The organism is Rhizobium sp. TH2 (genome assembly GCF_024707525.1).
Lineage (GTDB): Bacteria > Pseudomonadota > Alphaproteobacteria > Rhizobiales > Rhizobiaceae > Rhizobium_E.
Map to the genome: position 1 here is coordinate 4,547,137 of NZ_CP062231.1, position 21,311 is coordinate 4,568,447.

19 protein-coding genes are annotated in these 21,311 nt (G+C 61.3%); 13 read left to right on the top strand and 6 right to left on the bottom strand.

Annotation, left to right across the window (positions count from 1 at the left end; all coding sequences use genetic code 11):
* Positions 1-83 precede the first annotated feature (83 nt).
* Positions 84-590: a MarR family winged helix-turn-helix transcriptional regulator gene (locus tag IHQ71_RS22315; protein WP_258158613.1), complete on the bottom strand. Its 507-nt coding sequence runs from the start codon at positions 588-590 to the stop codon at positions 84-86.
* Positions 591-669: 79 nt separating this feature from the next.
* Here IHQ71_RS22315 and IHQ71_RS22320 point away from each other — a divergent pair, with 79 nt between their 5' ends.
* The 3 genes from IHQ71_RS22320 (at position 670) to IHQ71_RS22330 (ending at position 3,730) form a co-directional block, all read left to right on the top strand.
* Positions 670-1,428, top strand: a complete 759-nt coding sequence (locus IHQ71_RS22320) for a creatininase family protein (RefSeq protein WP_258158614.1) — start codon at positions 670-672, stop codon at positions 1,426-1,428.
* Positions 1,429-1,520: 92 nt separating this feature from the next.
* Positions 1,521-2,603, top strand: coding sequence for a GTP-binding protein (locus IHQ71_RS22325; protein WP_258158615.1), 1,083 nt, complete (start codon positions 1,521-1,523; stop codon positions 2,601-2,603).
* A gap of 137 nt (positions 2,604-2,740) precedes the next feature.
* Positions 2,741-3,730: a WD40 repeat domain-containing protein gene (locus IHQ71_RS22330; protein ID WP_258158616.1), complete on the top strand. Its 990-nt coding sequence runs from the start codon at positions 2,741-2,743 to the stop codon at positions 3,728-3,730.
* Between the two features lie 81 nt (positions 3,731-3,811).
* Here the strand turns inward: IHQ71_RS22330 and IHQ71_RS22335 are convergent, their stop codons facing one another.
* Positions 3,812-4,189, bottom strand: a complete 378-nt coding sequence (locus IHQ71_RS22335; RefSeq protein WP_258158617.1) for a VOC family protein — start codon at positions 4,187-4,189, stop codon at positions 3,812-3,814.
* Between the two features lie 143 nt (positions 4,190-4,332).
* Here IHQ71_RS22335 and IHQ71_RS22340 point away from each other — a divergent pair, with 143 nt between their 5' ends.
* Both IHQ71_RS22340 and IHQ71_RS22345 read left to right on the top strand, forming a co-directional pair.
* Positions 4,333-5,193, top strand: coding sequence for a hypothetical protein (locus IHQ71_RS22340; RefSeq protein ID WP_258158618.1), 861 nt, complete (start codon positions 4,333-4,335; stop codon positions 5,191-5,193).
* Between the two features lie 168 nt (positions 5,194-5,361).
* On the top strand, positions 5,362-7,377 hold the full coding sequence (locus tag IHQ71_RS22345) for a DEAD/DEAH box helicase (RefSeq protein ID WP_258158619.1): 2,016 nt from the start codon (positions 5,362-5,364) through the stop codon (positions 7,375-7,377).
* Positions 7,378-7,437: 60 nt separating this feature from the next.
* On the opposite strand, the gene IHQ71_RS22350 is transcribed toward IHQ71_RS22345, so the two are convergent.
* Positions 7,438-7,878: a glyoxalase superfamily protein gene (locus IHQ71_RS22350; RefSeq protein WP_258158620.1), complete on the bottom strand. Its 441-nt coding sequence runs from the start codon at positions 7,876-7,878 to the stop codon at positions 7,438-7,440.
* Between the two features lie 293 nt (positions 7,879-8,171).
* Between IHQ71_RS22350 and IHQ71_RS22355 the strand changes: the two genes are divergently transcribed.
* Together IHQ71_RS22355 and IHQ71_RS22360 are read left to right on the top strand one after the other, a co-directional pair.
* Positions 8,172-8,585, top strand: a complete 414-nt coding sequence (locus IHQ71_RS22355; RefSeq protein ID WP_258158621.1) for an AraC family transcriptional regulator — start codon at positions 8,172-8,174, stop codon at positions 8,583-8,585.
* Between the two features lie 13 nt (positions 8,586-8,598).
* Positions 8,599-9,366: an SDR family oxidoreductase gene (locus IHQ71_RS22360; protein ID WP_258158622.1), complete on the top strand. Its 768-nt coding sequence runs from the start codon at positions 8,599-8,601 to the stop codon at positions 9,364-9,366.
* Between the two features lie 2 nt (positions 9,367-9,368).
* Here the strand turns inward: IHQ71_RS22360 and IHQ71_RS22365 are convergent, their stop codons facing one another.
* Positions 9,369-10,391 (bottom strand): LacI family DNA-binding transcriptional regulator, encoded by a 1,023-nt coding sequence (locus IHQ71_RS22365; protein WP_258158623.1) that lies wholly within the window; start codon positions 10,389-10,391, stop codon positions 9,369-9,371.
* Positions 10,392-10,822: 431 nt separating this feature from the next.
* Between IHQ71_RS22365 and IHQ71_RS22370 the strand changes: the two genes are divergently transcribed.
* From IHQ71_RS22370 to IHQ71_RS22395, 6 genes are all read left to right on the top strand, one after another.
* A complete protein-coding gene (locus IHQ71_RS22370; RefSeq protein WP_258158624.1) occupies positions 10,823-12,184 on the top strand; it encodes an ABC transporter substrate-binding protein in 1,362 nt (453 codons plus the stop codon).
* Positions 12,185-12,440: 256 nt separating this feature from the next.
* Positions 12,441-13,451 carry a carbohydrate ABC transporter permease gene (locus IHQ71_RS22375; RefSeq protein ID WP_258158625.1) on the top strand — a complete coding sequence of 337 codons (1,011 nt, stop codon included), beginning with the start codon at positions 12,441-12,443 and terminating at the stop codon, positions 13,449-13,451.
* On the top strand, positions 13,451-14,596 hold the full coding sequence (locus IHQ71_RS22380; protein ID WP_258158626.1) for a carbohydrate ABC transporter permease: 1,146 nt from the start codon (positions 13,451-13,453) through the stop codon (positions 14,594-14,596). The genes IHQ71_RS22375 and IHQ71_RS22380 overlap by 1 nt, the downstream gene beginning before the upstream one ends.
* Before the next feature lie 28 nt (positions 14,597-14,624).
* Positions 14,625-16,277, top strand: coding sequence for an alpha-glucosidase family protein (locus IHQ71_RS22385; protein ID WP_258158627.1), 1,653 nt, complete (start codon positions 14,625-14,627; stop codon positions 16,275-16,277).
* A gap of 26 nt (positions 16,278-16,303) precedes the next feature.
* Entirely contained in the window at positions 16,304-17,311 is a 1,008-nt protein-coding gene (locus IHQ71_RS22390) for an ABC transporter ATP-binding protein (protein WP_258158628.1), read from the top strand.
* A 208-nt stretch (positions 17,312-17,519) separates the two neighbouring features.
* The gene (locus tag IHQ71_RS22395; RefSeq protein WP_258158629.1) at positions 17,520-18,686 is read left to right on the top strand and encodes an aminotransferase; all 1,167 of its coding nucleotides are present in this window, start codon (positions 17,520-17,522) and stop codon (positions 18,684-18,686) included.
* Between the two features lie 34 nt (positions 18,687-18,720).
* Here the strand turns inward: IHQ71_RS22395 and IHQ71_RS22400 are convergent, their stop codons facing one another.
* A complete protein-coding gene (locus IHQ71_RS22400) occupies positions 18,721-20,256 on the bottom strand; it encodes a trimethylamine methyltransferase family protein (RefSeq protein WP_258158630.1) in 1,536 nt (511 codons plus the stop codon).
* Complete coding sequence (locus tag IHQ71_RS22405) at positions 20,249-21,091, bottom strand: oxaloacetate decarboxylase (RefSeq protein WP_258158631.1); 843 nt, start codon at positions 21,089-21,091, stop codon at positions 20,249-20,251. Before IHQ71_RS22405 ends, IHQ71_RS22400 begins: the two co-directional genes overlap by 8 nt.
* Positions 21,092-21,311: the final 220 nt, after the last annotated feature.

Sequence of the window (21,311 nt, forward strand, 5' to 3'; positions counted from 1 at the left end):
AAGGCCGCCCGACAATCCTCCTAAATCGATTGAGTTAGCACATTATCGGCCCACTGCAACAATCCTCGCGCCGGCTGCACCCATTATTCACCGAAACCATCCTCTTCGGGCTCCACCACCCCGAGATTGCGGTTGATCTTGCGCAGAACCTTCAGGAACTGCCTGACCTCCTTGTCGCTAAGGCCATCGACGGCGAAATTCTCCGTCGCCTTGACCGCGAGTTCGATCGCATGGACGTGTCTGCGGCCCGCATCGGTGAGCACGGCGCGCATTTGCCGGCCATCCACACTGTCGGGTTCACGCTTGAGGAACCCCTGGGCCTCCATGCGCGCGAGGGTCCGCGTCATGGTCGGCGGCTTGACGCCCAGCCGTTCGGCGATCGCGCCGGCCGTCAGCCCGTCGGTCTCGGCCAGTGCCAGGATAACGCCATCCTGTCCGGCATAGACGCCGCTGGTGGACAATGCGTTGGTGAGAAATGTGCGCATGTGGCGGGAGGCGCGCGTGATATCCGACTGCAACGCGCCGGCAAGGCGGGGAGCGCTCTCCTTCTCGCCCTTGTCGCGTTTCCGCTCCTTGTCCTTCTTCGACATCCCCGCCCCGGCTTTGAATTTAAATTCTTTGAATGTATGACGTAAGGCCGAAGGCAATGGCAAGAGGCAGCACGCGAAAATGACCGGCGGCAGGGGTACAAAAGGCAACCGTACCATAGCGATATTGCCACTCGGCGCACACGAATATCACGGCCCTCACCTGCCGCTGGACACGGACACAATCATCGCCAAAGCCGTCGCCGACCGGCTTCGAAACGCCCTGCCCGACAACCTCGACGTGATCTTCCTCGATGCCGAGCCGGTCGGCTATTCGCCGGAACATCTCGACCGGGCCGGCACGAAATCACTGGCCTATGGGGAGGCGATCGAGAAGTGGCTGGCAACGGCAGGCGATCTCGCAAGCCGCGGCATCATGAAACTCGTCTTGCTCAATGCCCATGGCGGCAATTCGCCCCTGATGACCATCGTCGCCACCGAGGCCCGCATCCGCTTCAACATACTCTGCGTCGCGACGAGCTGGACTCGCTTCGGCGTGCCGGAAGGTGTGATCTCGCCAGAGGCCAAGGCCCTAGACATCCATGGCGGCGATATCGAGACTTCCGTCATGTTGGCCATAGCGCCCGACAAGGTGGATATGGGGAAGGCACAGGGTTTCCCCTCGGCGCAATCTACCTATGCGAGGGAATTCCATCATCTCCGCGCCTATGGCCCGCATGCGTTCGGCTGGACAATGCGCGACCTCAACGCCGATGGCGCGGCGGGAAATGCCGCCAACGCCACAGCTGAAAAAGGTGAGGCGCTGTTGGCACATGCTGTGAGGGGTCTGGTGGAACTCGTTGAGGACGTGGACCGCTTCGAGGTTTCGTCGTTTCGCTAAAAACTGCACCGAGCATCCATTTGCGCGGCGGGCAAACGTCTCCTATATAACAATCCAATTCCCGTTTCCCGCATCAGTCCCCCGAGGCGATCATGACCGAAGCTGCCACTGCAAAGCCCATTCCCGTCACCGTGCTCACCGGCTATCTCGGTGCTGGCAAGACGACGCTGCTCAACCGCATCCTGACCGAAAACCACGGCAAGAAATATGCTGTCATCGTCAACGAATTCGGCGAGATCGGCATCGATAACGACCTGATCGTCGAATCCGACGAAGAAATCTACGAGATGAACAATGGCTGCATCTGCTGCACCGTGCGCGGAGACCTGATCCGCGTCGTCGAGGGCCTGATGCGTCGCCCGGGTCGCTTCGATGCGATCATCGTCGAGACAACGGGCCTTGCCGACCCGGTACCGGTCGCCCAGACTTTCTTCATGGACGACGATGTGCGTGCCAAGACGCAACTCGACGCCGTTATCGCGCTTGTCGATGCAAAGCATTTGCCGCTGCGCCTCAAGGATTCTCGCGAGGCCGAGGACCAATTGGCGTTTGCGGATGTCGTATTGCTCAACAAGACCGATCTCGTGACGCCGCAAGAGCTCAGCAAGATCGAGCAGATTATCAAGGTCATCAATCCCTCGGCTCGCATCTATCACACTGAACGCTCGAACGTGGACCTCAAGAAGATCCTCGATCTCGGCGCATTCGATCTGGAGCGCGCGCTGGAAAACGATCCGCAATTTCTCGAGCACGGCCATGAAGACCATGTCTGCGGCCCCGATTGCGACCACGATCATGATCACGACCATCATGGCCACGATCACGACCATCATGGGCATGATCATCATCACGACCATGCGGCGCCATCCGCCATCCATGACGTGACCGTGCAATCGATCTCGCTGCGCGGCGGCGAGATGAACCCGAAGAAATTCTTCCCCTGGATCGAGAAAATCACCCAGGTGCAGGGCCCCAACATCCTGCGCCTCAAGGGCATCATCGCCTTCGATCAGGACGACGAGCGCTATGTGGTGCAGGGCGTCCACATGATCATCGAGGGCAACCATCAGCGCGCCTGGAAGGATGGCGAGAAGCGCGAGAGCAAGCTCGTCTTCATCGGCCGCGATCTCGACCGCAAGAAGATCGAGGAAAGCTTCATGGCCTGCGCGGCCTAAGGCACCTCCCCGCTGCCGGTGCGTAGCCAGCGCTGACATTCCTTGGACCGGTTGTGACGGCCGCCTTGACAAAAGGCGGCCGGCTCGCAATGGACGGAAGCCGGCCGAAGCACCCAAGACCATTTGGAGAAGAATGAATGCCCACCGTTGCCCCTCTCGATCTCGAAGGCCATGTCCTGGGTGCGCATTTTCTCGGTGATGTGCCGTTCTTCGCCTCCTCGTCAGGCACTTTCCACCGCCTTGACATGGGCCACCAGGTCACCGAGGCGCATCACGGCATGCTGGCCAGCGTGACGGATGCCGTGACCAATTCCATCATTTCAGGCGGAGAAGACGGCAAGGTTCTGCGCCTGTCCGCCGATGGCTGCGTGAAAATGATCGCTGAAGTGCCGCGCAAATGGATCACTTCCGTTGCACCCGGCCCCTCCGGCGCGGTCGGCTATGCCACCGGCAAGACGGCGACGGTCGTCACCTCCGATGGCAAGAGCCGAGATTTCATTGAACAGCGCTCGGTTGAAGGCGTTGCCTTCGCACCAAAAGGTCTGAGGATCGCCGCTGCCCGCTATAACGGTGTCACCCTGCACTGGGCCGGCACCAACGGCGCACCCGTCGACCTGGAGTGGAAGGGCGCGCATAACGGCGTGACCTTCTCGCCCGATGGCCGGTTCCTTGTTACATCGATGCAGGAAAACGCGCTGCATGGCTGGAAGCTCGACAGCAAACCCGGCGAGGAAACCCGCCACATGCGGATGACCGGCTATCCCGCCAAGATCAAGTCCGTGTCCTGGGCGCCGAAGGGCAAATGGCTCGCCTCCTCCGGCGCGCCGGCTGCGATCGTCTGGCCCTTTGCCGCCAAGGACGGACCGATGGGCAAGGCGCCGCTCGAACTCGGAACCCGTGCGAATATTCTCGTGACGGCGGTCGAGTTTCACCACACCGAAGACGTTCTCGCCATCGGCTTCATCGACGGCATGATCCTCGGCGTCCGCATCGCCGACCAGAAGGAAGCGCTGCTGCGCCGTCCCGGCAAGGGCGCGATCACCTCCATGGCCTGGTCGAATAACGGCAAACTGCTCGCCTTCGCCTCCGAAGCCGGCGATTGCGGCGTGGTCGATATATCGGTATGACGCTGCTGAACTAAGCCCAGCGGCCTTCCGCGACATCGGCGAATGTCAACAAGACATCCGCCGAAGAAGCGCACTCAACCGTCACATGGGTGCCGGCTCGAGAAAGCCGATCATGGTGTTGGCCGAATCCTTGACGATCGCGATCCAGCCAGTGTTTTCAATGAAGAATTTTTCGCGAACCACCGTGCCGCCGGCTCCAGTCGCAGCCTCGGTCGCCGCATCCATACTATCGACATTGATATAGGCGAACCAGTCATTGCTGCCCGGCTGGCTTTCCGGCCAGGGCATGAGACCCGCGACGGGCACCGGGTTGCCGGCGACGAAAGCCAGCGTATAGGGTCCCATATCCCCCATCGGCATATCCTGGTAAGTCCAGCCCGCCACACGCTTGTAGAAATCCTTGGACGCCTCGATGTTGGACGTCATGAGTTCATTCCAGCCGAATGTTCCGTGTGCCATTGTCTTCTCCCTTTTGCCTGGTCGATGTCAGATAGCACGTCAATAAGAACATTTCATGAACGATAATGTCAACCGGAATCTATTTTACGGTTGCGATGCCGCGCCGCTTATCTATTCTAGCCCTAGACATCTTGGAGTGGGGCATGCGGGCATCGTTCAAGCGCATACTTGTCGTTCTTGTGGTTTTCCTCGCCTGGGCAGGGGCGCCAGCGCTGGCCGCCGATGTCGAATTCCCTGCCCCCGACAACGCCGTATCCGTCCATGGCGTCACGACCTATCTCGATCTCGCCCGCCATTTCGTGCCTGATATCAAGAACACCGGCAACGGCTATGCCGGCACGAAGCGGATCAAGATCAGGCACATTGCCGGGCCGGGCTACGAGAACGAGGACGCCGCCTCCTTCGGCTTCTACGATATCGCCCGCGTCATGATGAAGGCCGACGGCAAGGATCGCCTGCTGGTGCTTTTCGATTTCGCGCAGGCGGCGCAGACCGCGCAAGGGGTCGCGGTGCTGGCGCTTTACGATATCAGTCACCAACCCGTACTTCTCGATGCCGCCGATATCGGTTTCGACCAGAGCACCTATTTCTTCGATCAGGCGCTGATGCCGGTCGCCGAGGGCTCGGATGTGATCCTGACCATGAGCTCGCATTTCAATTCGAGCCAGGCCTATGTCACGCAATCGATGATCATGGTGCGCAACGACAAGCTCGAACTGATCGACACCGCGATGCTGTTCGGCGAGCGCAATTGCGGCGTCGATCGTCAGCAGACCATCGCCTATGCAGCCAATCCCTCGCAAGGCAAGCCCTATGCGCCGATCAAGGTTACCGTGAACGACACAACCTCGGCGATCGAGGAGGTCTGTGCCGATCTCGCGCCCGCCCAACTGGGCAAGAAGGAGATCAAGGTGACCTATATCTGGGATACCGCAGCCGGGAAGTATGTGCCGGATTCCGATGCGATCGAGCGCCTCGCCAAGGATAACGAATCACGCTTCTAGCCTCAGGGTTTCGCCGCGCGCGTGCCGTGCAATCAAGCTATGTCGCCAGCGCACTGTACAATGTGACGAATGCAGCCTATGTAGGCGCCACATTGCGGGCGCAAGCGCCGCTCATTCCGCCCGCGTCTGGTATTGCCATGTCTGGGCGAGACATCCGAAAGACGAGACATGAACGATTTTGAAGGCATCGAGCCGCCGCTTGGCGTTGCTTTGGCCAAGCGCGGCTACACCGACCTCACTCCGGTCCAGAAGGCGGTGCTCGGGCCCGAACTGAGCGGCGCCGATGCGCTGGTTTCGGCCCAGACCGGCTCGGGCAAGACGGTCGCCTTCGGCCTCGCTATCGCACCCACGCTGCTCGATGGCGCGCCGCGTCTCGGCCGTTCGAATGCACCGCTGGCGCTCGTCATCGCGCCCACCCGCGAACTGGCATTGCAGGTCGCCCGCGAATTGACCTGGCTCTATCAAGAAGCCGGCGCCTCGATCGCAACCTGCGTCGGTGGCATGGATATGCGCGACGAACGCCGTGCACTTGATCGCGGCGCCCACATCGTGGTCGGTACGCCTGGGCGCCTGAAAGACCACATCATGCGCAATTCGCTCAATCTCACGGAAATCCGCGCCGTCGTGCTCGACGAGGCCGACGAGATGCTCGACCTGGGCTTCCGCGAAGACCTCGAATTCATCCTTGATGCATCGCCCAAGGAGCGTCGCACGCTGATGTTTTCGGCGACGGTGCCGAAGTCGATCGCGACGCTGGCGCAGAACTATCAGCGCAACGCCGTGCGCCTCGCCACGCAATCGGAACAGAAGCAGCATATCGATATCGAATATCGCGCGCTGCCGGTCGCCGCATCGGACCGTGACAATGCGATCGTCAACGTTCTGCGCTTCTATGAGGCGCCGAACGCGATCATCTTCTGCAACACCCGCGCGGCGGTGAACCATCTCACATCCCGCCTGCACAATCGCGGCTTCACGGTCGTCGCACTCTCCGGCGAGCTTTCGCAGAACGAGCGGACCCATGCGCTGCAGGCGATGCGCGATGGCCGCGCCCGTGTCTGCATCGCCACCGACGTTGCCGCGCGCGGCATCGACCTGCCCAACCTCGAACTCGTCATCCATGCCGACCTGCCGACCAACCCCGACACGCTCCTCCACCGTTCAGGCCGCACGGGTCGCGCCGGCCGCAAGGGCGTGTCCGCGCTGATCGTGCCGGGCAATGCCCGCCGCAAGGCCGAGCGCCTGTTGCAGATGGCGCAGTTGAAGGTCCAATGGGCAGCCCCGCCATCGGCTGACGAAGTCAACAGCCGCGATGAAGAGCGCCTGCTCAATGATGAGCTGTTCAGCGAGACGGTGAAGGAAGAAGAGCGCGATTTCGTCGACAACCTGATCGCCAAGCATGGCGCCGAACAGGTCGCCGCGGCTTTCGTGCGGCTCTATCGCTCGGGCCGCTCCGCCCCGGAAGAACTGATCGATATCGGCCCGGTGCAGGATGCGCGGCCCGCCCGCGCAGGCCGCGAATTCCCGATCGATGACTCGCCGCGCCCGCGCCGCGAGGATTTCGGTCCTTCGACCTGGCTGTCGCTTTCGGTCGGCCGCAAGCAGAATGCCGAGCCGCGCTGGCTGATCCCGCTGCTCTGCCGCGCCGGCAACATGACCAAGCGCGATATCGGCGCGATCAAGATGCACCAGGACGAGACCTATGTGCAGCTGTCGCAAGATGCGCTTGAAGGCTTCCTGCACAATGTCGGACCCAACAAGACGCTCGAGCGCGGCATCCGCATCAGCGTGATCGACGGCCAGCCGGATGTCTCCAAGCCGTCAGGCGCGCCGAAGAAGAGCTTCGCCGAGCGCAAGCATGGCGGCGAACGCAAATTCGAAGGCGAACGCAAGCCATACGAGGACCGCACACCCTCAGCCGAACGGCCGGCACGTGAAAAGCCCGCCTACGCCAAGAAGTCCAACTCCGTCGCCGAGGAATTCGGCGCCACCAACACCAAGAAGAAGTTCGGCCGCAAGCCAGATTTTGCTGGCGCGGAGCGCCCGTTCCAGGAGCGCCCCTTCGCCGACCGGCCTCCGTCGGATCGTCCCGGAAAGGATTGGGCCAAGCCCTCCAAGCCTGCTTTTGCTGGCCCAGCCGACGGACTAAAGAAGAAGAAAAAGCCCAAGAGCAACGCGAACTGAATAGTCGCGTTTCTCATTGAGAGATGTTGCCAGCCCCTCTTCACGCGAAGAGGGGCTTTCTTATTGCAGCACCATGTGCGGCTGGCCGTTGGAGGTCTTTTCCACCGTGCGGCCTGCCTCGTCGAGCGTACAGGTCACCCGCGTGCGAAAAGCCGACCAGCTTTCGAAGGTGATGACATCGACCGGTTCGTCGAAATCGAAGGTCACGCGATAGCGGCCATGCGCATTGGTGAGTGTCTGGACCGCAATGATCGTGCCGGTGAATATCTGGCCGAGATAGTGGCCGATCACCTGCTCGCCGATCGAATAGGTCCGCACCGGCGGCCGGTTGCCGATCGCACCCATCAGCGTGTTCCAGTCGCGGAAGCCGTATTGGCCCGCGATCAGTTCGAGCGCCTTGGAATGGTTGACCACCGTGCCCTGGCGGACAAGGGTATCGCGCAATCGCTTGGCCTGATCCTTCAGGACGTCAAGCGAGGGGAGTTTGGGAGATGATTCCATGACTGTCCTCTTTTTCAGGCATATGCGGCTATCTGGGTGCCCGCATTGCCAAGGCCAAATGCCTCAAAGAGAAATCAGACATTGAAGCGCCGCCCGTCGAAGACGGGCAAAGGACGCTTCAACAACGGAATGTCCAAAAACAGGAACTTCACCGTGTCTTGCGACTGCGGGCGGCAGGGGTCCCATCCCTGCCGCTCGTATATTTCGGCAACCTCTGAAAGTCAATTGAGGCCCAGAATGGGTAGTGCTGGTGCGGATCCTTGCCGCCTATGTCAATGATGGCGGCGTGGCGGTTGGCGGGAACGGATCAGCAGGACGAACCCCGCGCCGGTGCCGGACCTATCCTCCAGCGGTTCCGACAATCGGTGGAGGTCAGCTTCCGCCGCCACCGCAATATCCGCGACTATGCCACCGAACTCGGCATCAGCACCGATCGCCTGCACGCCATCTGCCAGCGGGCGCTGTCGCGCTCGCCGATCGAGCTGGTACATGACCGGATGGTGCCGGAGGCCAAGCCGCGATTGGAACGATCGGCCCGCAGCGTGCGGGAAATCTCCGACGGGCTGGGTTTTCGCGATCCCGCCAATTTCAGCCATTTCTTCAAGCGCAAGACCGGCGTTTCGCCGACCCGGTACCGCTCGATGGCCGCGAACGCGACAAGCGCCTCGACCATCGCGCTGTCTTCAAGCTATTACGACTGGCCGTGAACGGAGACATGACATGACCTCGAAACTGTTCGACTTGACCGGGCGTATCGCGCTGGTGACCGGATCGACCCAGGGCCTTGGGTTGGCGATGGCCGAGGGGCTCGCGGTACACGGCGCCACTGTTATCATCAATGGCCGCAATCCGAACCGCCTTGCCAAGGTCATCGAGACAATGCAGCGCATGGGTATCGCAATGCGCGGCTCGCTGTTCGATGTTACGGACCGCCGCCAGATCGACAATGGCATCGAAAGCATCGAGACCCATGTCGGCCCGATCGATATCCTCATCAACAATGCCGGCATGCAGCATCGCGCGCCGCTCGAGGACTTTCCGATCGATAAATGGGACGAGCTAATCCGGACCAACATTTCCAGCATCTTCCATGTCAGCCAGTCGGTCGCCCGCCGCATGATCCCGCGTGGGCGCGGCAAGATCATCAATATCGGTTCGGTGCAGAGCGAACTCGCCCGCCCCTCCATCGCGCCCTATACGATGACCAAGGGCGCGGTGAAGAACCTGACGCGCGGCATGTGCACGGATTGGGCGAAGCACGGATTGCAGGTCAACGGCATCGGACCCGGCTATTTCAAGACGCCGCTCAACCAGGCGCTGGTCGATAGCGAGGAATTTTCCGACTGGCTGAGAAAGCGCACGCCCGCCGCCCGCTGGGGCGAGGCGGAGGAATTGGTTGGCGCCGCCGTGTTCCTGGCGAGCAACGCGTCGTCCTTCGTCAATGGCCACATGCTCTATGTCGATGGCGGCATCACGGCTTCTGTCTGAGCTCAGTGATCGTGCGGCGGCGGAGCGGTTGACTGCCGGAGCACCAATTCAACCGGCCAGACCTCGGCATGGTTGGTCAGGTCCCTGCCCGCGAGCAGTTGCAGCAGGATATCGCCGATCCGGACGCCGGCATCGCGCATGGAGGAACGCGTGGTCGAGACGGTCGGAACCATGTTGTCGGCATTGATGTAATTGAACACGTCGTCATGCGCGATCAGCGAAATATCCTTGCCGAGCATCAAGCCCCCGGAGCGCACCGCGCGCATGACCCCGAGCGCCGTCATCATCGAGCCCGCCAGCACCGCCGTGGGCGGCTCCCTCTGGCTGAGGAAATCCTGCATCGAGCGATAGCCGAAATCGTCGGTGAACTGGCCGAAGGTGATCAGTTCCGTCCTGAGCGGCAACCCATGCTCCTTGAGCGCCTTGCGATAACCTTGGTCGCGATGCTCGGCAAACACATCGCCGTTGTTGCCGTTGATCATGGCGATCCGCTTGTGGCCGAGATCGGAGAGATAGGACGTAGCCCGATAGACGGCATCGTAGTTGTCGATATCGAGCCAGGGATATCCGCCATCATCCTCACCCCGCCCATGCACCACGAAGGGCATATTGAGCTTCTTGAGAAAGTCCATCCGCTCGTCGTCGATGACGGGCGTATGGACGATCACCGCATCGACTCGCTTGGAGCCAGCCAGGCGCTGATAGGCGGCAAGCTCGGCTTCCCGATCCTCCACCACCGCGATCATGATGTCGATCTGGCGGCTTTCGAGCCGGCTGCCGAGGCCGGCGAGGAATTCCGTGGTGTTCGGGTCGAAGCTCTTGCCTTCACGCAGCACGATGCCGACGGCGCCCGCGCGCCCCGTGGCAAGACCGGCAGCCGACCGGTTCGGATGATAGCCATGTTCCTGGGCGAGTTTCAGGATCCGCTGGCGTGTTTCGGACTTGACCTCGGGGTAACCCGAAAGCGCACGGCTCACCGTGGTCTGGCTCATGCCGATGGTTTTGGCGAACTCTTTCAAATTCATCGGAACATACCGTCTCCCTGCGGATTCCTCGGGAAACACCGGTCTCCTCCCCGGCTATTTCGATCCGCACTCAGATTGTAGGATAGTTGAAATCGGAAAAATTTGAAAGCGCCATCAATTCTTTTTTCCGCCGGGCTCTATTCTAGGCGAAGGCAAGCCACATTTATACGAACTAGCGTGCATGAATTTATTACATTTCTGCTGCTTTTCAACGAATTCCAATGAATGCCGCCTGTCTTCAAGCCGCCAATAAAAAACACAACGGGAGGCTTGACATTTTCGCGACAAAATCGTTTTATGTTTTTAAAGCGCTTTCAAATCGGGGAGGACGAAACTGAAAGCTCCAGCCTCGAACAACGCTTTTTAGGAAACGGTCGCGCCGGCAGGGGCGGCCCGTTTACGCATATTCAAATCCAAGGGAGGATTACCGGATGAAGAAGACCTTTATGATGGGCGTCGCGGCCCTCGCGCTCCTCGCGGGCGCAGCCAGTGCCGCAGACCTCGAGTTCAAGCCCGGCGAAGACAAGCGCTTCAACTGGGCAAGCTTTGACGAATACAAGAACAGCCATTCCGACCTCAAGGGTCAGACGCTGACGATCTTCGGCCCCTGGCGCGGCGACGACGAGACGCTGGTGCTCAAGATGCTTGCCTACTTCCAGGAAGCGACCGGCATCAACGTCAAATATTCCTCGTCCGAAAATTACGAACAGCAGATCGTCATCGACACCCAGGCCGGCAGCCCGCCCGACATCGCTGTCCTGCCGCAGCCGGGCCTGCTCAACGACCTCGCATCCAAAGGCTTCCTCGTCGATCTCGGCCAGAAGCATGCCGACTGGATGAAGGAAAATTATGCCGCCGGCGACAGCTGGGTCAAGCTCGGCACCTACAAGGACAAGGACGGCGCAGAAAAGTTCTTCGCCTTCCCCTATAAGGCCGACCTGAAGTCGCTCGTCTGGTACTCGCCCGACAATTTCGAGGATGCGGGCTACACAGTGCCCAAGACCATGGAAGAGCTCAAGGCGCTGACCGAGAAGATCTCGGCCGACGGTGGCAAGCCCTGGTGCATCGGTCTCGGTTCGGGCGGCGCGACCGGCTGGCCGGCGACCGACTGGGTCGAGGACATGATGCTTCGTACGCAGGCACCTGAAGTCTATGACAAATGGGTGACCGACGCCATTCCGTTCAACGATCCGGCCGTTGTCGGCGCGATCGAGGAATTCGGCTGGTTCGCCAAGAACGACAAGTTCGTCGATGGCGGCGTGCAGGCTGTTTCCTCCACCGACTTCCGCGACAGCCCGAAGGGCATGTTCACCTCGCCGCCGAAGTGCTTCATGCACCGCCAGGCCTCGTTCATCCCGTCCTTCTTCGGTGATGGCGTGAAGCTCGGCCAGGACGCCGACTTCTTCTACCTGCCGCCCTATGCTTCCAAGCCTGAACTCGGCAATCCGGTTCTCGGCGCCGGTACGCTGGTCGCGATCACCAAGGATACGCCCGCCGCCCGCGCTTTCGTGGAATGGCTGGAAACCCCGATCGCCCACGAAGTCTGGATGGCGAAAACCGGCTTCCTGACTCCCTTCAAGAAGGTCAATCCGGATGCCTATTCCGACGCGCCTTCCAAGAAGATGGGCGAGATCCTGACCAACGCGACGACATTTCGCTTCGACGGTTCGGACCTGATGCCGGGCAAGATCGGCGCGGGTGCCTTCTGGACCGGCATGATCGACTATGTCGGCGGCAAGTCAGCCGAAGATGTTGCGACAGGCATCCAGAAGGCCTGGGACGCCATCAAGTAATCACGCTTCGGCGGGGCCTCGCGGCCCCGCCGCCTCTGAGCCTGCGATGATCTGGGGCCTGGGCCAACCAGGACTTTCGCCAACGTCGACGGCAACCGTCTGAAAGTGTGTCGACAAAAGACGCGTTTTAGACTTTTCTTGTATTCGCATGATCATGAGCGACGGCGCCTCGTATCCTCCAGGGGAGACGGTCGGGTACCGGCGAGGGACGAGGTCCGCCATTTGGTGGCGGTTGGATCAGGGGAGGGAACCAGCGATGCAGCAGCTTCTGTACGCCATTTTCACAATGGTGGCCGGGGTCATTGGTTGCGCCATCTATTTCTTCGGCAGCAACTTTATTCTGGACATGATTTTTCCATCAAACGGCAGCGATGCCGCCAAAGCGGGGCGCAACATACGCCGGGCATCCATGATCCGCCCGTGGCTCTTCCTCGGCCCGGCGCTCATCGCGCTCGTCCTCTACCTCGTTTACCCGGTCTTCGATTCCATTCGCCTGTCGTTCAGCGACCGGTCTGGCACCAGCTTCGTGGGGCTTTCGAACTATATATGGATGTTCGGCGACGCCCAGTTCCGGGAATCGATCCTGAACAACCTGATGTGGCTGCTCGTCGTGCCCGCGGCCGCCACCTTCTTCGGCCTGCTCATCGCCGTGCTGACCGACCGCATCTGGTGGGGCAATATCGCCAAATCGCTGATCTTCATGCCGATGGCGATCTCTTTTGTCGGCGCGGCCGTCATCTGGAAATTCGTCTATGATTACCGAGACGCCGCCACGGCCCAGATCGGCATATTGAACGCGCTCGTGGTCTATTTCGGCGGCGATCCGCAGGCCTGGATCACCATTCCCTTCTGGAACAACTTCTTCCTGATGGCGATCCTCGTCTGGATCCAGACCGGCTTTGCCATGGTCATCCTGTCGGCAGCCCTTCGCGGCATTCCCGAGGAAACGATCGAGGCGGCTGTCATCGACGGCGCCAATGGCTTCCAGATCTTCTTCAAGATCATGGTGCCGCAGATCTGGGGCACGATCGCCGTGGTCTGGACCACGATCACCATCCTCGTCCTCAAGGTCTTCGATGTCGTGCTCGCCATGACCAACGGCCAGTGGCAAAGCCAGGTGCTCGCAAACCTGATGTTCGATTGGATGTTCCGCGGCGGCGGTGATTTCGGCCGAGGTGCCGCGATTGCCATCGTCATCATGGTCCTCGTCATTCCAATCATGATCTGGAACATCCGCAACGCACGCAAAGAGATGGAGGGACACTAATGACCGGGACCAAAAGCTCTCCCCTCATGTGGGTGGTTCACCTCTCCGTGCTTCTGATCGTCGTTCTCTGGACGCTGCCCACCGCCGGCCTGCTGATCTCGTCGTTGCGCGACAAGAACCAGCTCGCCAGTTCGGGCTGGTGGACGGCGCTGTCGACCTCGACCCAGAACGTCGTCTTCCGCGCCCCGGGCTCCGATGCCCAGGTCGAAAAGGACGGCAAGTTCGTGATCGCGGGCAATGTGCTCGGCACGCGCGGCGGCCAGGTCAGTGCCTGGGGCACCACGCCCACCAAGCCATCGGAATTCCAGCCCGGCCAGTCGACCACCCTTCGTGAAGGCTCGACGCTGACCGTCCAGACCGACGGCGCGTTCGAAATCGTGTCGCCGACCAAGCTCGAAGGCAATCGCGGCCAGCGCATCGCCTTCGTCGCCTCGATCCCGCCGCGCTTCACGCTCGACAACTATAGGGAAGTGCTGTCGGCGCAGGGCATCGGCTCGTCCTTCATCAACTCGCTGACGGTGGCGATCCCGTCGACGGTTATCCCGATCCTGGTCGCGGCCTTTGCCGCCTATGCACTGGCCTGGATGAAGTTTCCCGGCCGCGCCCTGATCATCGCCATGGTCGTCGGCCTGCTCGTCGTGCCGTTGCAAATGTCGCTGATCCCCCTGCTCAAGATATATAACGGCGTCGGCGATATCTTCGGCGTGCCGTCCAAGACCTATCTCGGCATATGGCTGGCGCATACCGGCTTCGGCCTGCCGCTGGCGATCTATCTGCTCCGCAACTACATGGCGGGACTGCCGAGGGAAATCATGGAATCGGCTCGCGTCGATGGCGCGACCGATTTCGAAATCTTCCTCAAGATCGTGCTGCCCTTGTCCTTCCCGGCGCTTGCTTCCTTCGCGATCTTCCAGTTCTTGTGGACCTGGAACGACTTGCTCGTCGCCATGGTGTTCCTCGGCGCCGGCAATGAAGAGCTGGTGTTGACCGGACGTCTCGTGAACCTGCTCGGCTCGCGTGGCGGCAATTGGGAAATCCTCACCGCCTCGGCCTTCATCACCATCGTGGTTCCGCTCCTCGTGTTCTTCACGCTGCAGCGCTTCCTCGTACGCGGCCTGCTCGCAGGCTCGGTGAAGGGCGGCTGACGTGAACCAGCATGTGGGGCAGACAGCGATGAATCAGGCAAACCAGATCTCTCCGATGCCGGACAAGGATTGGTGGCGTGGTGCGGTGATCTACCAGATCTATCCGCGTAGCTACCAGGACTCCAATGCCGATGGCATCGGGGATCTCAGGGGTATCACCGCACGCCTGCCCCACATCGCCTCGCTGGGGGCGGATGCAATCTGGATATCGCCCTTCTTCACCTCGCCGATGAAGGATTTCGGCTACGACGTCTCGGACTATTGCGACGTCGATCCGATCTTCGGCACGCTGGACGATTTCGATCTGCTGATCGCCGAAGCGCACCGCCTCAATATCAGGGTGATGATCGACCTCGTGCTTTCGCACACATCGGACCTGCATCCCTGGTTCGTCGAGAGCCGCTCGTCGCTGACCAATCCGAAGGCCGACTGGTATGTCTGGGCCGACCCCGCGCCGGACGGCACGCCGCCAACCAACTGGCTGTCGATCTTCGGCGGTTCGGCCTGGCAATGGGATACGCGGCGACTGCAATATTTCCTGCACAACTTCCTGACGTCGCAGCCGGACCTCAATTTCCACAATCCGGAAGTTCAGGACGCGCTGCTCGATGTCACCCGCTTCTGGCTGCAGAAGGGCGTCGATGGCTTTCGCCTCGACACGATCAACTTCTATTTCCACGACAAGCACCTGCGGCACAATCCGGCGCTGGCGCCGGAACTGCGCAACGCGCAGACAGCACCCGCCGTGAACCCGTACAACCATCAGGAACATCTCTACGACAAGAGCCAGCCGGAGAACCTCGAATTCCTCAAGCGCTTCCGAGCCGTGCTCGATGAATATCCCGCAATCACCGCCGTCGGCGAGGTGGGCGATTCCCAGCGCGGCCTCGAAATCGCCGGCGAATATACGTCGGGCGGCGACAAGGTGCATATGTGCTACGCCTTCGAATTCCTGGCGCCCGACGCGCTCACCCCGGTTTCCGTGAAGGCTACACAGGAGAAATTCCAGCTTGTGGCGCCCGAGGGCTGGGCCTGCTGGGCATTCTCCAATCACGATGTGATGCGGCACATTTCCCGCTGGGGCTCAAACGTTCACGATGTCGCGGGCTATGCGAAACTGCTCTCGGCGCTGTTGATGACGCTACGCGGCTCGGTCTGCATCTACCAGGGCGAGGAACTCGGCCTTCCCGAGGCGGACCTCGCCTTCGAGGACCTGCAGGACCCCTATGGCATTCAGTTCTGGCCCAACTACAAAGGCCGCGACGGATGCCGCACCCCGATGGTGTGGGAGAAAGCGGCGCCGAATGGCGGCTTCTCGCTGGTCAAGCCCTGGCTGCCGGTGCCGGCGAACCATCTCGAACTCGCGGTGGACGCGGAGAATGTCGAGACGTCTTCCATTCTCAACCAGTACCGGCAGTTCCTCGCATTCCGCAGGCGGCACCCCGCCTTTGCCAAGGGCGAGATCGAATTTCTCGACGCCGGCAACGAAGTGCTGAGCTTCACACGGATGCACGGCAATGAAGCATTGCTCTGCATTTTCAACATGTCGGAACACTCGGTGGTGGCGGAACTGCCCGAGGGTGGCTGGGAAGCGCTGGACGGACACGGCTTTCCGTCCGAGCAGAATGAACGGAACATAAGTCTGTCGGCCTGGGGCGCATGGTTCGCCCGCAGGACGTGAGGTAAATCGGTGAGGAGGGAATGAGCATGTCAGGAGTTGTTCTGAAGGACGTCAAAAAGTCCTACGGCGCGGTGCACGTCATCCATGGCGTGGATCTCGAAATCGAGAAGGGCGAGTTCATCGTCTTCGTCGGCCCGTCGGGCTGCGGCAAGTCGACGCTTCTGCGCATGATCGCGGGCCTCGAGGATATCTCCGGCGGAGAAATGCATATCGACGGCGTGCTGGTCAACGACGTGCCGCCCTCGAAGCGCGGTATCGCCATGGTGTTCCAGTCCTATGCGCTCTACCCGCACATGACGGTATATGACAACATGGCCTTCGGCATGCGCATCGCCAAGGAACCGCAGGCCGAGATCGACAAGAAGGTGCGCTCGGCAGCCAATATCCTGCAGCTCACGAACTATCTGGAGCGTCTGCCCAAGGCATTGTCTGGCGGCCAGCGCCAGCGCGTCGCCATCGGCCGTTCGATCGTGCGCAATCCGAAGGTCTTCCTGTTCGACGAGCCGCTCTCGAACCTCGATGCCGCGCTTCGTGTGGCGACCCGCATCGAGATCGCCAAGCTGCATGAGAGCATGGACGATGCGATCATGATCTACGTCACCCACGATCAGGTCGAGGCCATGACGCTCGCCGACCGCATCGTGGTGCTCTCCGCCGGCAAGATCGAACAAGTCGGATCGCCGCTCGAACTCTACGAGCATCCGCAGTCGCTGTTCGTTGCCGGCTTCATCGGTTCGCCGAAAATGAACCTGCTGACCGGCAAGCACGCTGATCCGTTCAGTTGCACCACCGTCGGCGTCCGCCCCGAACACCTGACCGTGGTCGATGGCGGCGGCACATGGAGCGGCAAGGTCATCCATACCGAGAAGCTCGGCGCGGATTCCTTCCTCTATGTCGACATGGGCCTCGACGAGCCGATGACCGTTCGCGAGAACGGCACCACGAAATACAACGCCGGCGACACGGTTTCGGTGATCCCGATGGACGGCAAGGTCCACCGCTTCGGCCCGGACGGCCGGCCGGCCACGGCCTGATCGACACACGACCAGGCCAAGGACGCGTTCCCCAAAGGTCCGGATGACTTACTATATTTCTCCTCCCGGTCATCCGGGCCGCCCTCCCCGCCGCTGGCGGGGAGGGTTTTCATATTGTGCCTGGGGGAGAGATTGACGGACTTCGGAACATGGTCCAAAGCCAGATGCATAGATGGACCTGTCTTAATTCCGAAAAGAGAACGCCCGCATGGCTGACTTCAATCCCCTGATCGAAAAGCTCTCGCCGCCGCCGGTGCCGTCAGTGCTGGCATGGGGCCGGCAGTATGACGGTTCGCGCGGGCCGAAGATCGATCTCAGCCAAGCGGTGCCGGGCTATCCGCCGCATCCCCAGATGCTGGCATGGCTATCAGAGACCGCAGGGTCGAAGGCCTATACCAGCTATGGCGCGATCGAGGGCGAGGATGTACTGCGCGAGGCCTATGCCGCGCATGTCTCAAGCCTATACGGCGCAGGCATATCGGCTGCAAACATCCACATCACATCGGGCGCCAACCAGGCTTTCATGTGCATCGCCATGGCAGTGGCCGGCGCTGGCGACACGGTTGCGGTGACCAATCCGTTCTATTTCAATCAGGAAACCACGCTCGCCATGCTCGGCATCAAGGTGACGACAGTAGCCTGCGACCCGGCGAACCAGTTCCTGCCCGACATGGCGGCGGTGAAGGCTATGCTGAAGCCGGGCGTAAAAGCCTTCGTGCTGGTCACGCCCAACAACCCGACCGGTGCGGTCTATTCTTCGGTACTGCTGCGCGAGATCTTCGAACTCTGCCGCCGGAACGGCACCTGGCTGATCCTAGACGAGACCTATCGGGACTTCCTGATGGACGACCAGCCATTGCATGATCTCCTGTCCATTCCGGGCTGGGAGGATGGGCTGGCGCTGACCTACAGTTTCTCGAAATCCTACTGCATTCCCGGCCATAGGCTCGGCGCAATCACCGCCGGTCCCGTTATGGTCGATCAGGTGGCAAAGGTCATGGACAACCTGCAGATCTGCGCACCGCGTGCCGCCCAGGCGGCCGTGGCAAAGGCAATACCAGCGCTCGCCGACTGGCGCCGCGCCAACCGTGCTGAGATTTCCGGCCGCGCCGATGCGTTGAAGGATGTGATGTCACGACTGCCAGCGTGGAAGATGGATGCGCTCGGCGCCTATTTCGCCTATGTCAGGCACCCGTTCCCCGGCGTTAAATCCGAAGTGGTGGCAGAGAAACTCGCCCGCGAGGCAGGCATCGTCTGCCTGCCCGGCATCTATTTCGGCGAGGGCCAGAACAATCACCTGCGCTTCGCCTTCGCCAATGCCGATGCACCGACGATCAGGCTGCTGGAAGAGCGTTTGAGAGACTTCAAGGTCTAGGGATAGATGGCCGGCTCACACCGGCCGCAACAGATCAGCAGTAAATCTGCCACCGCGCCCTGATCGCCGCATCCGCCTCGAAATCGATCAACGACGGCGCGGCATCCGCCAGAATCCTGTTCTTGCGCTCGATCGCCTTCTGGATCAGGTCGGGCCGGCCGAGTTCGTTCCACTCCTTGGGGCTCGAACGGTTGGCGACAGCGGGGTAGATATATTCCGTCTGCATCAATTCCAGCGTCTGGGCGTGGCCGAGATAGTGTCCGGGACCTTCGAGGCAGACCTGCCTCATCGTCTCGATTGACACCGAATCCTCGGTGACGTCGATGCCGCGCACGCAGCGCTGCACCTGGCCGAGCAGGTCGTCGCCCAGCACCAGCGATTCCAGGCAAAAGCCGAGCAGCGAGGCATGCATGCCGACCGATTCATAGACCATGTTGAGGCCCGAGAGACCGGCGAGCACGTTGAGAATGCCCTGTTCCCAGCCGGCCTGCATATCGGGCAGCTTGGAGTCGGACATGCCGCCGGCGGCGCCACCCGGCAAGCCGTAGAACTGATGCATCTGGGCGCAGCCCGCCGTCAGCAGGCCCTGTTCGCCCGAGCCGCCCGACATCGCGCCGGTCCTGAGGTCGGAGACGAAAGGCCATGTGCCGAAGATCGCCGGATGGCCGGGCGCGATGGAGTTGACATAAACGACGCCGGCAAGGCATTCCGCCACGGCCTGGACGATTGCTGTCGCGAGTGGCGCGGGCGCAGTCGCACCTGCCTGACCGGCGGAGAGTAGCAGGATCGGCATGCCCTCACGGATGCAATGCTCCATCGTCTGGCAGCTTTCGGTGGCGAATTTCATCGGCGGAACGACGAAGCAGTTCGAATTGGAGACGAAGGGACGCGCCCGCCACTTGTCCTCGCCGCCCGCGATCATGTGCAGCATCTCGAAGCCATCGCCGACGAAGCTGGGATCGGAGAAGCTGGTGCCGACATGCTTTGTCGTGCCCGCGCAGCAGGCATAGAGCGTGTTCATGTCCATCAGCAGATTGTCTTCCACGTCGCGGCAGACCATGGCGCGCTGGAAGAAATGCACATTGTCCAGGTGATGGACGAGCTGCGAAGCCTGGAGTAGGTCCTTCGAGGTCGACTCGCGATACTCGCGCTTCTCGACATCGACGATATGCACCGCCGCACCCGCCGTGCCGAAGTGAACCTTGGTGCCGCTCAGGTCCAGGTCGTATTTCGTTTCGCGACCGAAGAGCGTGATGCCTCGTGCAGCCTTGGCCAGCATGTCCTCTACCAGCGCGCGCGGAAACCGCAGGCGACCATCCTCGCCGAGAATGGCGCCAGCCTTGGTCATCGCATCGATACCGGTCTGCGGCGCCTGCGACAGGCCGATCACCTCGAGCGCTTCCAGCGCCGCCTCATGAATGCGCTTGATACCCGCATCGGTCAGCGCCTTGTATTGGCCGCCGGGCAGGCCCGGGCGAACCGGGCGCAGGTTTTCCGCCAGAGGTGCGGAGCGGGCGGCAACGCGGGCGGCGCGGCCGCCGGCGCGCCGGTTCAAGACCATCTCATTCATTCTGGTTCTCCGTATTCGACCCGGCGACAAGCATGGCATCGATTTTTTTGCCCGAGGCCGCCGCTGAAAGTTTCGTGAAATCGCCATCTTTCATGATGGCGTCCATCTGTTCGGCAATCGCCGCATGGGTGACGCGGGCGATCATCGAGCCGAGCGAGATGCGTCGCGCACCGATGGCAGCGATCTCCTTCACCGAGAGTCTGGTGAGCGGGCCGGCGGCCAGCGCATTGACCGGCGCTTTCACCGAGGCGATGACTCGCTTGAGTTCCTCCGGCCCCGGCGGCACCGGAATGTAGACAAGGCCGGCGCCGGCCCGCTCGAACGCCTGGATGCGGCGGATGCCCTCGTCGAGATTGTAGACGCCGTTCATCACGCCATCGGCGCGGGCGCAGAGCATGAAGGGTTGTGGCAGAGAACGCGCGGCATCCGCAGCAGCCTTGATCCGATCGACCGCAAGCTCGAAATCATAGGCCGGGTTGCCGTCGATCATCTGCGTGTCTTCGATCGAGCAGCCCGAGAGACCAGCCTGGGCCGCAAGCCGGATCGTCTCGGCGACATCGTCCGGCGCATCGGCAAAACCATTTTCGAAATCGCCCGACACCGGCAGCGACGTGGCGCGCACGATATCCTCGCCATGCCTGAGCGCTTCCTCGCGCGTCACCTGGCCCATATCCGGCCGGCCAAGCGTGAAGGCAAGCGCCGCGGAACTGGTGGCGAGCGCGACCGCGCCCGAAGCCGCCATCATTTTCGCCGAGCCCATGTCCCACGGGTTCGGGATGACGAAGCAGCCCTGTTGATGAAGCGCATGAAATTTCCTGTGGCGTTCGATAATCATGTGATCCTCCTATGTTTCGACAGGAGTGGTGTAGAGCGGATGCTGGCAATTTCTGTCAGGATGCTGTGCTGCGAGCGAGAAGGCCGAGACCCGAGCACCCCCCTCTGCCCTACCGGGCATCTCCCCCTCAAGGGGGGAGATCGGATGGAGCGCTGCCTTGCCCACCTCAACTGTCGAATGCCCGGCAACTGCCGCCAATTTGAGGCGGAGAGCGAGCCTC

Excerpts from the sequence above, each read along its gene's own strand:
- IHQ71_RS22315 (WP_258158613.1), bottom strand. The coding sequence starts at position 590 with ATGTCGAAGAAGGACAAGGAGCGGAAACGCGACAAGGGCGAGAAGGAG.
- IHQ71_RS22320 (WP_258158614.1), top strand. The coding sequence starts at position 670 with ATGACCGGCGGCAGGGGTACAAAAGGCAACCGTACCATAGCGATATTG.
- IHQ71_RS22325 (WP_258158615.1), top strand. The coding sequence starts at position 1,521 with ATGACCGAAGCTGCCACTGCAAAGCCCATTCCCGTCACCGTGCTCACC.
- IHQ71_RS22330 (WP_258158616.1), top strand. The coding sequence starts at position 2,741 with ATGCCCACCGTTGCCCCTCTCGATCTCGAAGGCCATGTCCTGGGTGCG.
- IHQ71_RS22335 (WP_258158617.1), bottom strand. The coding sequence starts at position 4,189 with ATGGCACACGGAACATTCGGCTGGAATGAACTCATGACGTCCAACATC.
- IHQ71_RS22340 (WP_258158618.1), top strand. The coding sequence starts at position 4,333 with ATGCGGGCATCGTTCAAGCGCATACTTGTCGTTCTTGTGGTTTTCCTC.
- IHQ71_RS22345 (WP_258158619.1), top strand. The coding sequence starts at position 5,362 with ATGAACGATTTTGAAGGCATCGAGCCGCCGCTTGGCGTTGCTTTGGCC.
- IHQ71_RS22350 (WP_258158620.1), bottom strand. The coding sequence starts at position 7,878 with ATGGAATCATCTCCCAAACTCCCCTCGCTTGACGTCCTGAAGGATCAG.
- IHQ71_RS22360 (WP_258158622.1), top strand. The coding sequence starts at position 8,599 with ATGACCTCGAAACTGTTCGACTTGACCGGGCGTATCGCGCTGGTGACC.
- IHQ71_RS22365 (WP_258158623.1), bottom strand. The coding sequence starts at position 10,391 with ATGAATTTGAAAGAGTTCGCCAAAACCATCGGCATGAGCCAGACCACG.
- IHQ71_RS22370 (WP_258158624.1), top strand. The coding sequence starts at position 10,823 with ATGAAGAAGACCTTTATGATGGGCGTCGCGGCCCTCGCGCTCCTCGCG.
- IHQ71_RS22375 (WP_258158625.1), top strand. The coding sequence starts at position 12,441 with ATGCAGCAGCTTCTGTACGCCATTTTCACAATGGTGGCCGGGGTCATT.
- IHQ71_RS22380 (WP_258158626.1), top strand. The coding sequence starts at position 13,451 with ATGACCGGGACCAAAAGCTCTCCCCTCATGTGGGTGGTTCACCTCTCC.
- IHQ71_RS22385 (WP_258158627.1), top strand. The coding sequence starts at position 14,625 with ATGAATCAGGCAAACCAGATCTCTCCGATGCCGGACAAGGATTGGTGG.
- IHQ71_RS22390 (WP_258158628.1), top strand. The coding sequence starts at position 16,304 with ATGTCAGGAGTTGTTCTGAAGGACGTCAAAAAGTCCTACGGCGCGGTG.
- IHQ71_RS22395 (WP_258158629.1), top strand. The coding sequence starts at position 17,520 with ATGGCTGACTTCAATCCCCTGATCGAAAAGCTCTCGCCGCCGCCGGTG.
- IHQ71_RS22400 (WP_258158630.1), bottom strand. The coding sequence starts at position 20,256 with ATGAATGAGATGGTCTTGAACCGGCGCGCCGGCGGCCGCGCCGCCCGC.
- IHQ71_RS22405 (WP_258158631.1), bottom strand. The coding sequence starts at position 21,091 with ATGATTATCGAACGCCACAGGAAATTTCATGCGCTTCATCAACAGGGC.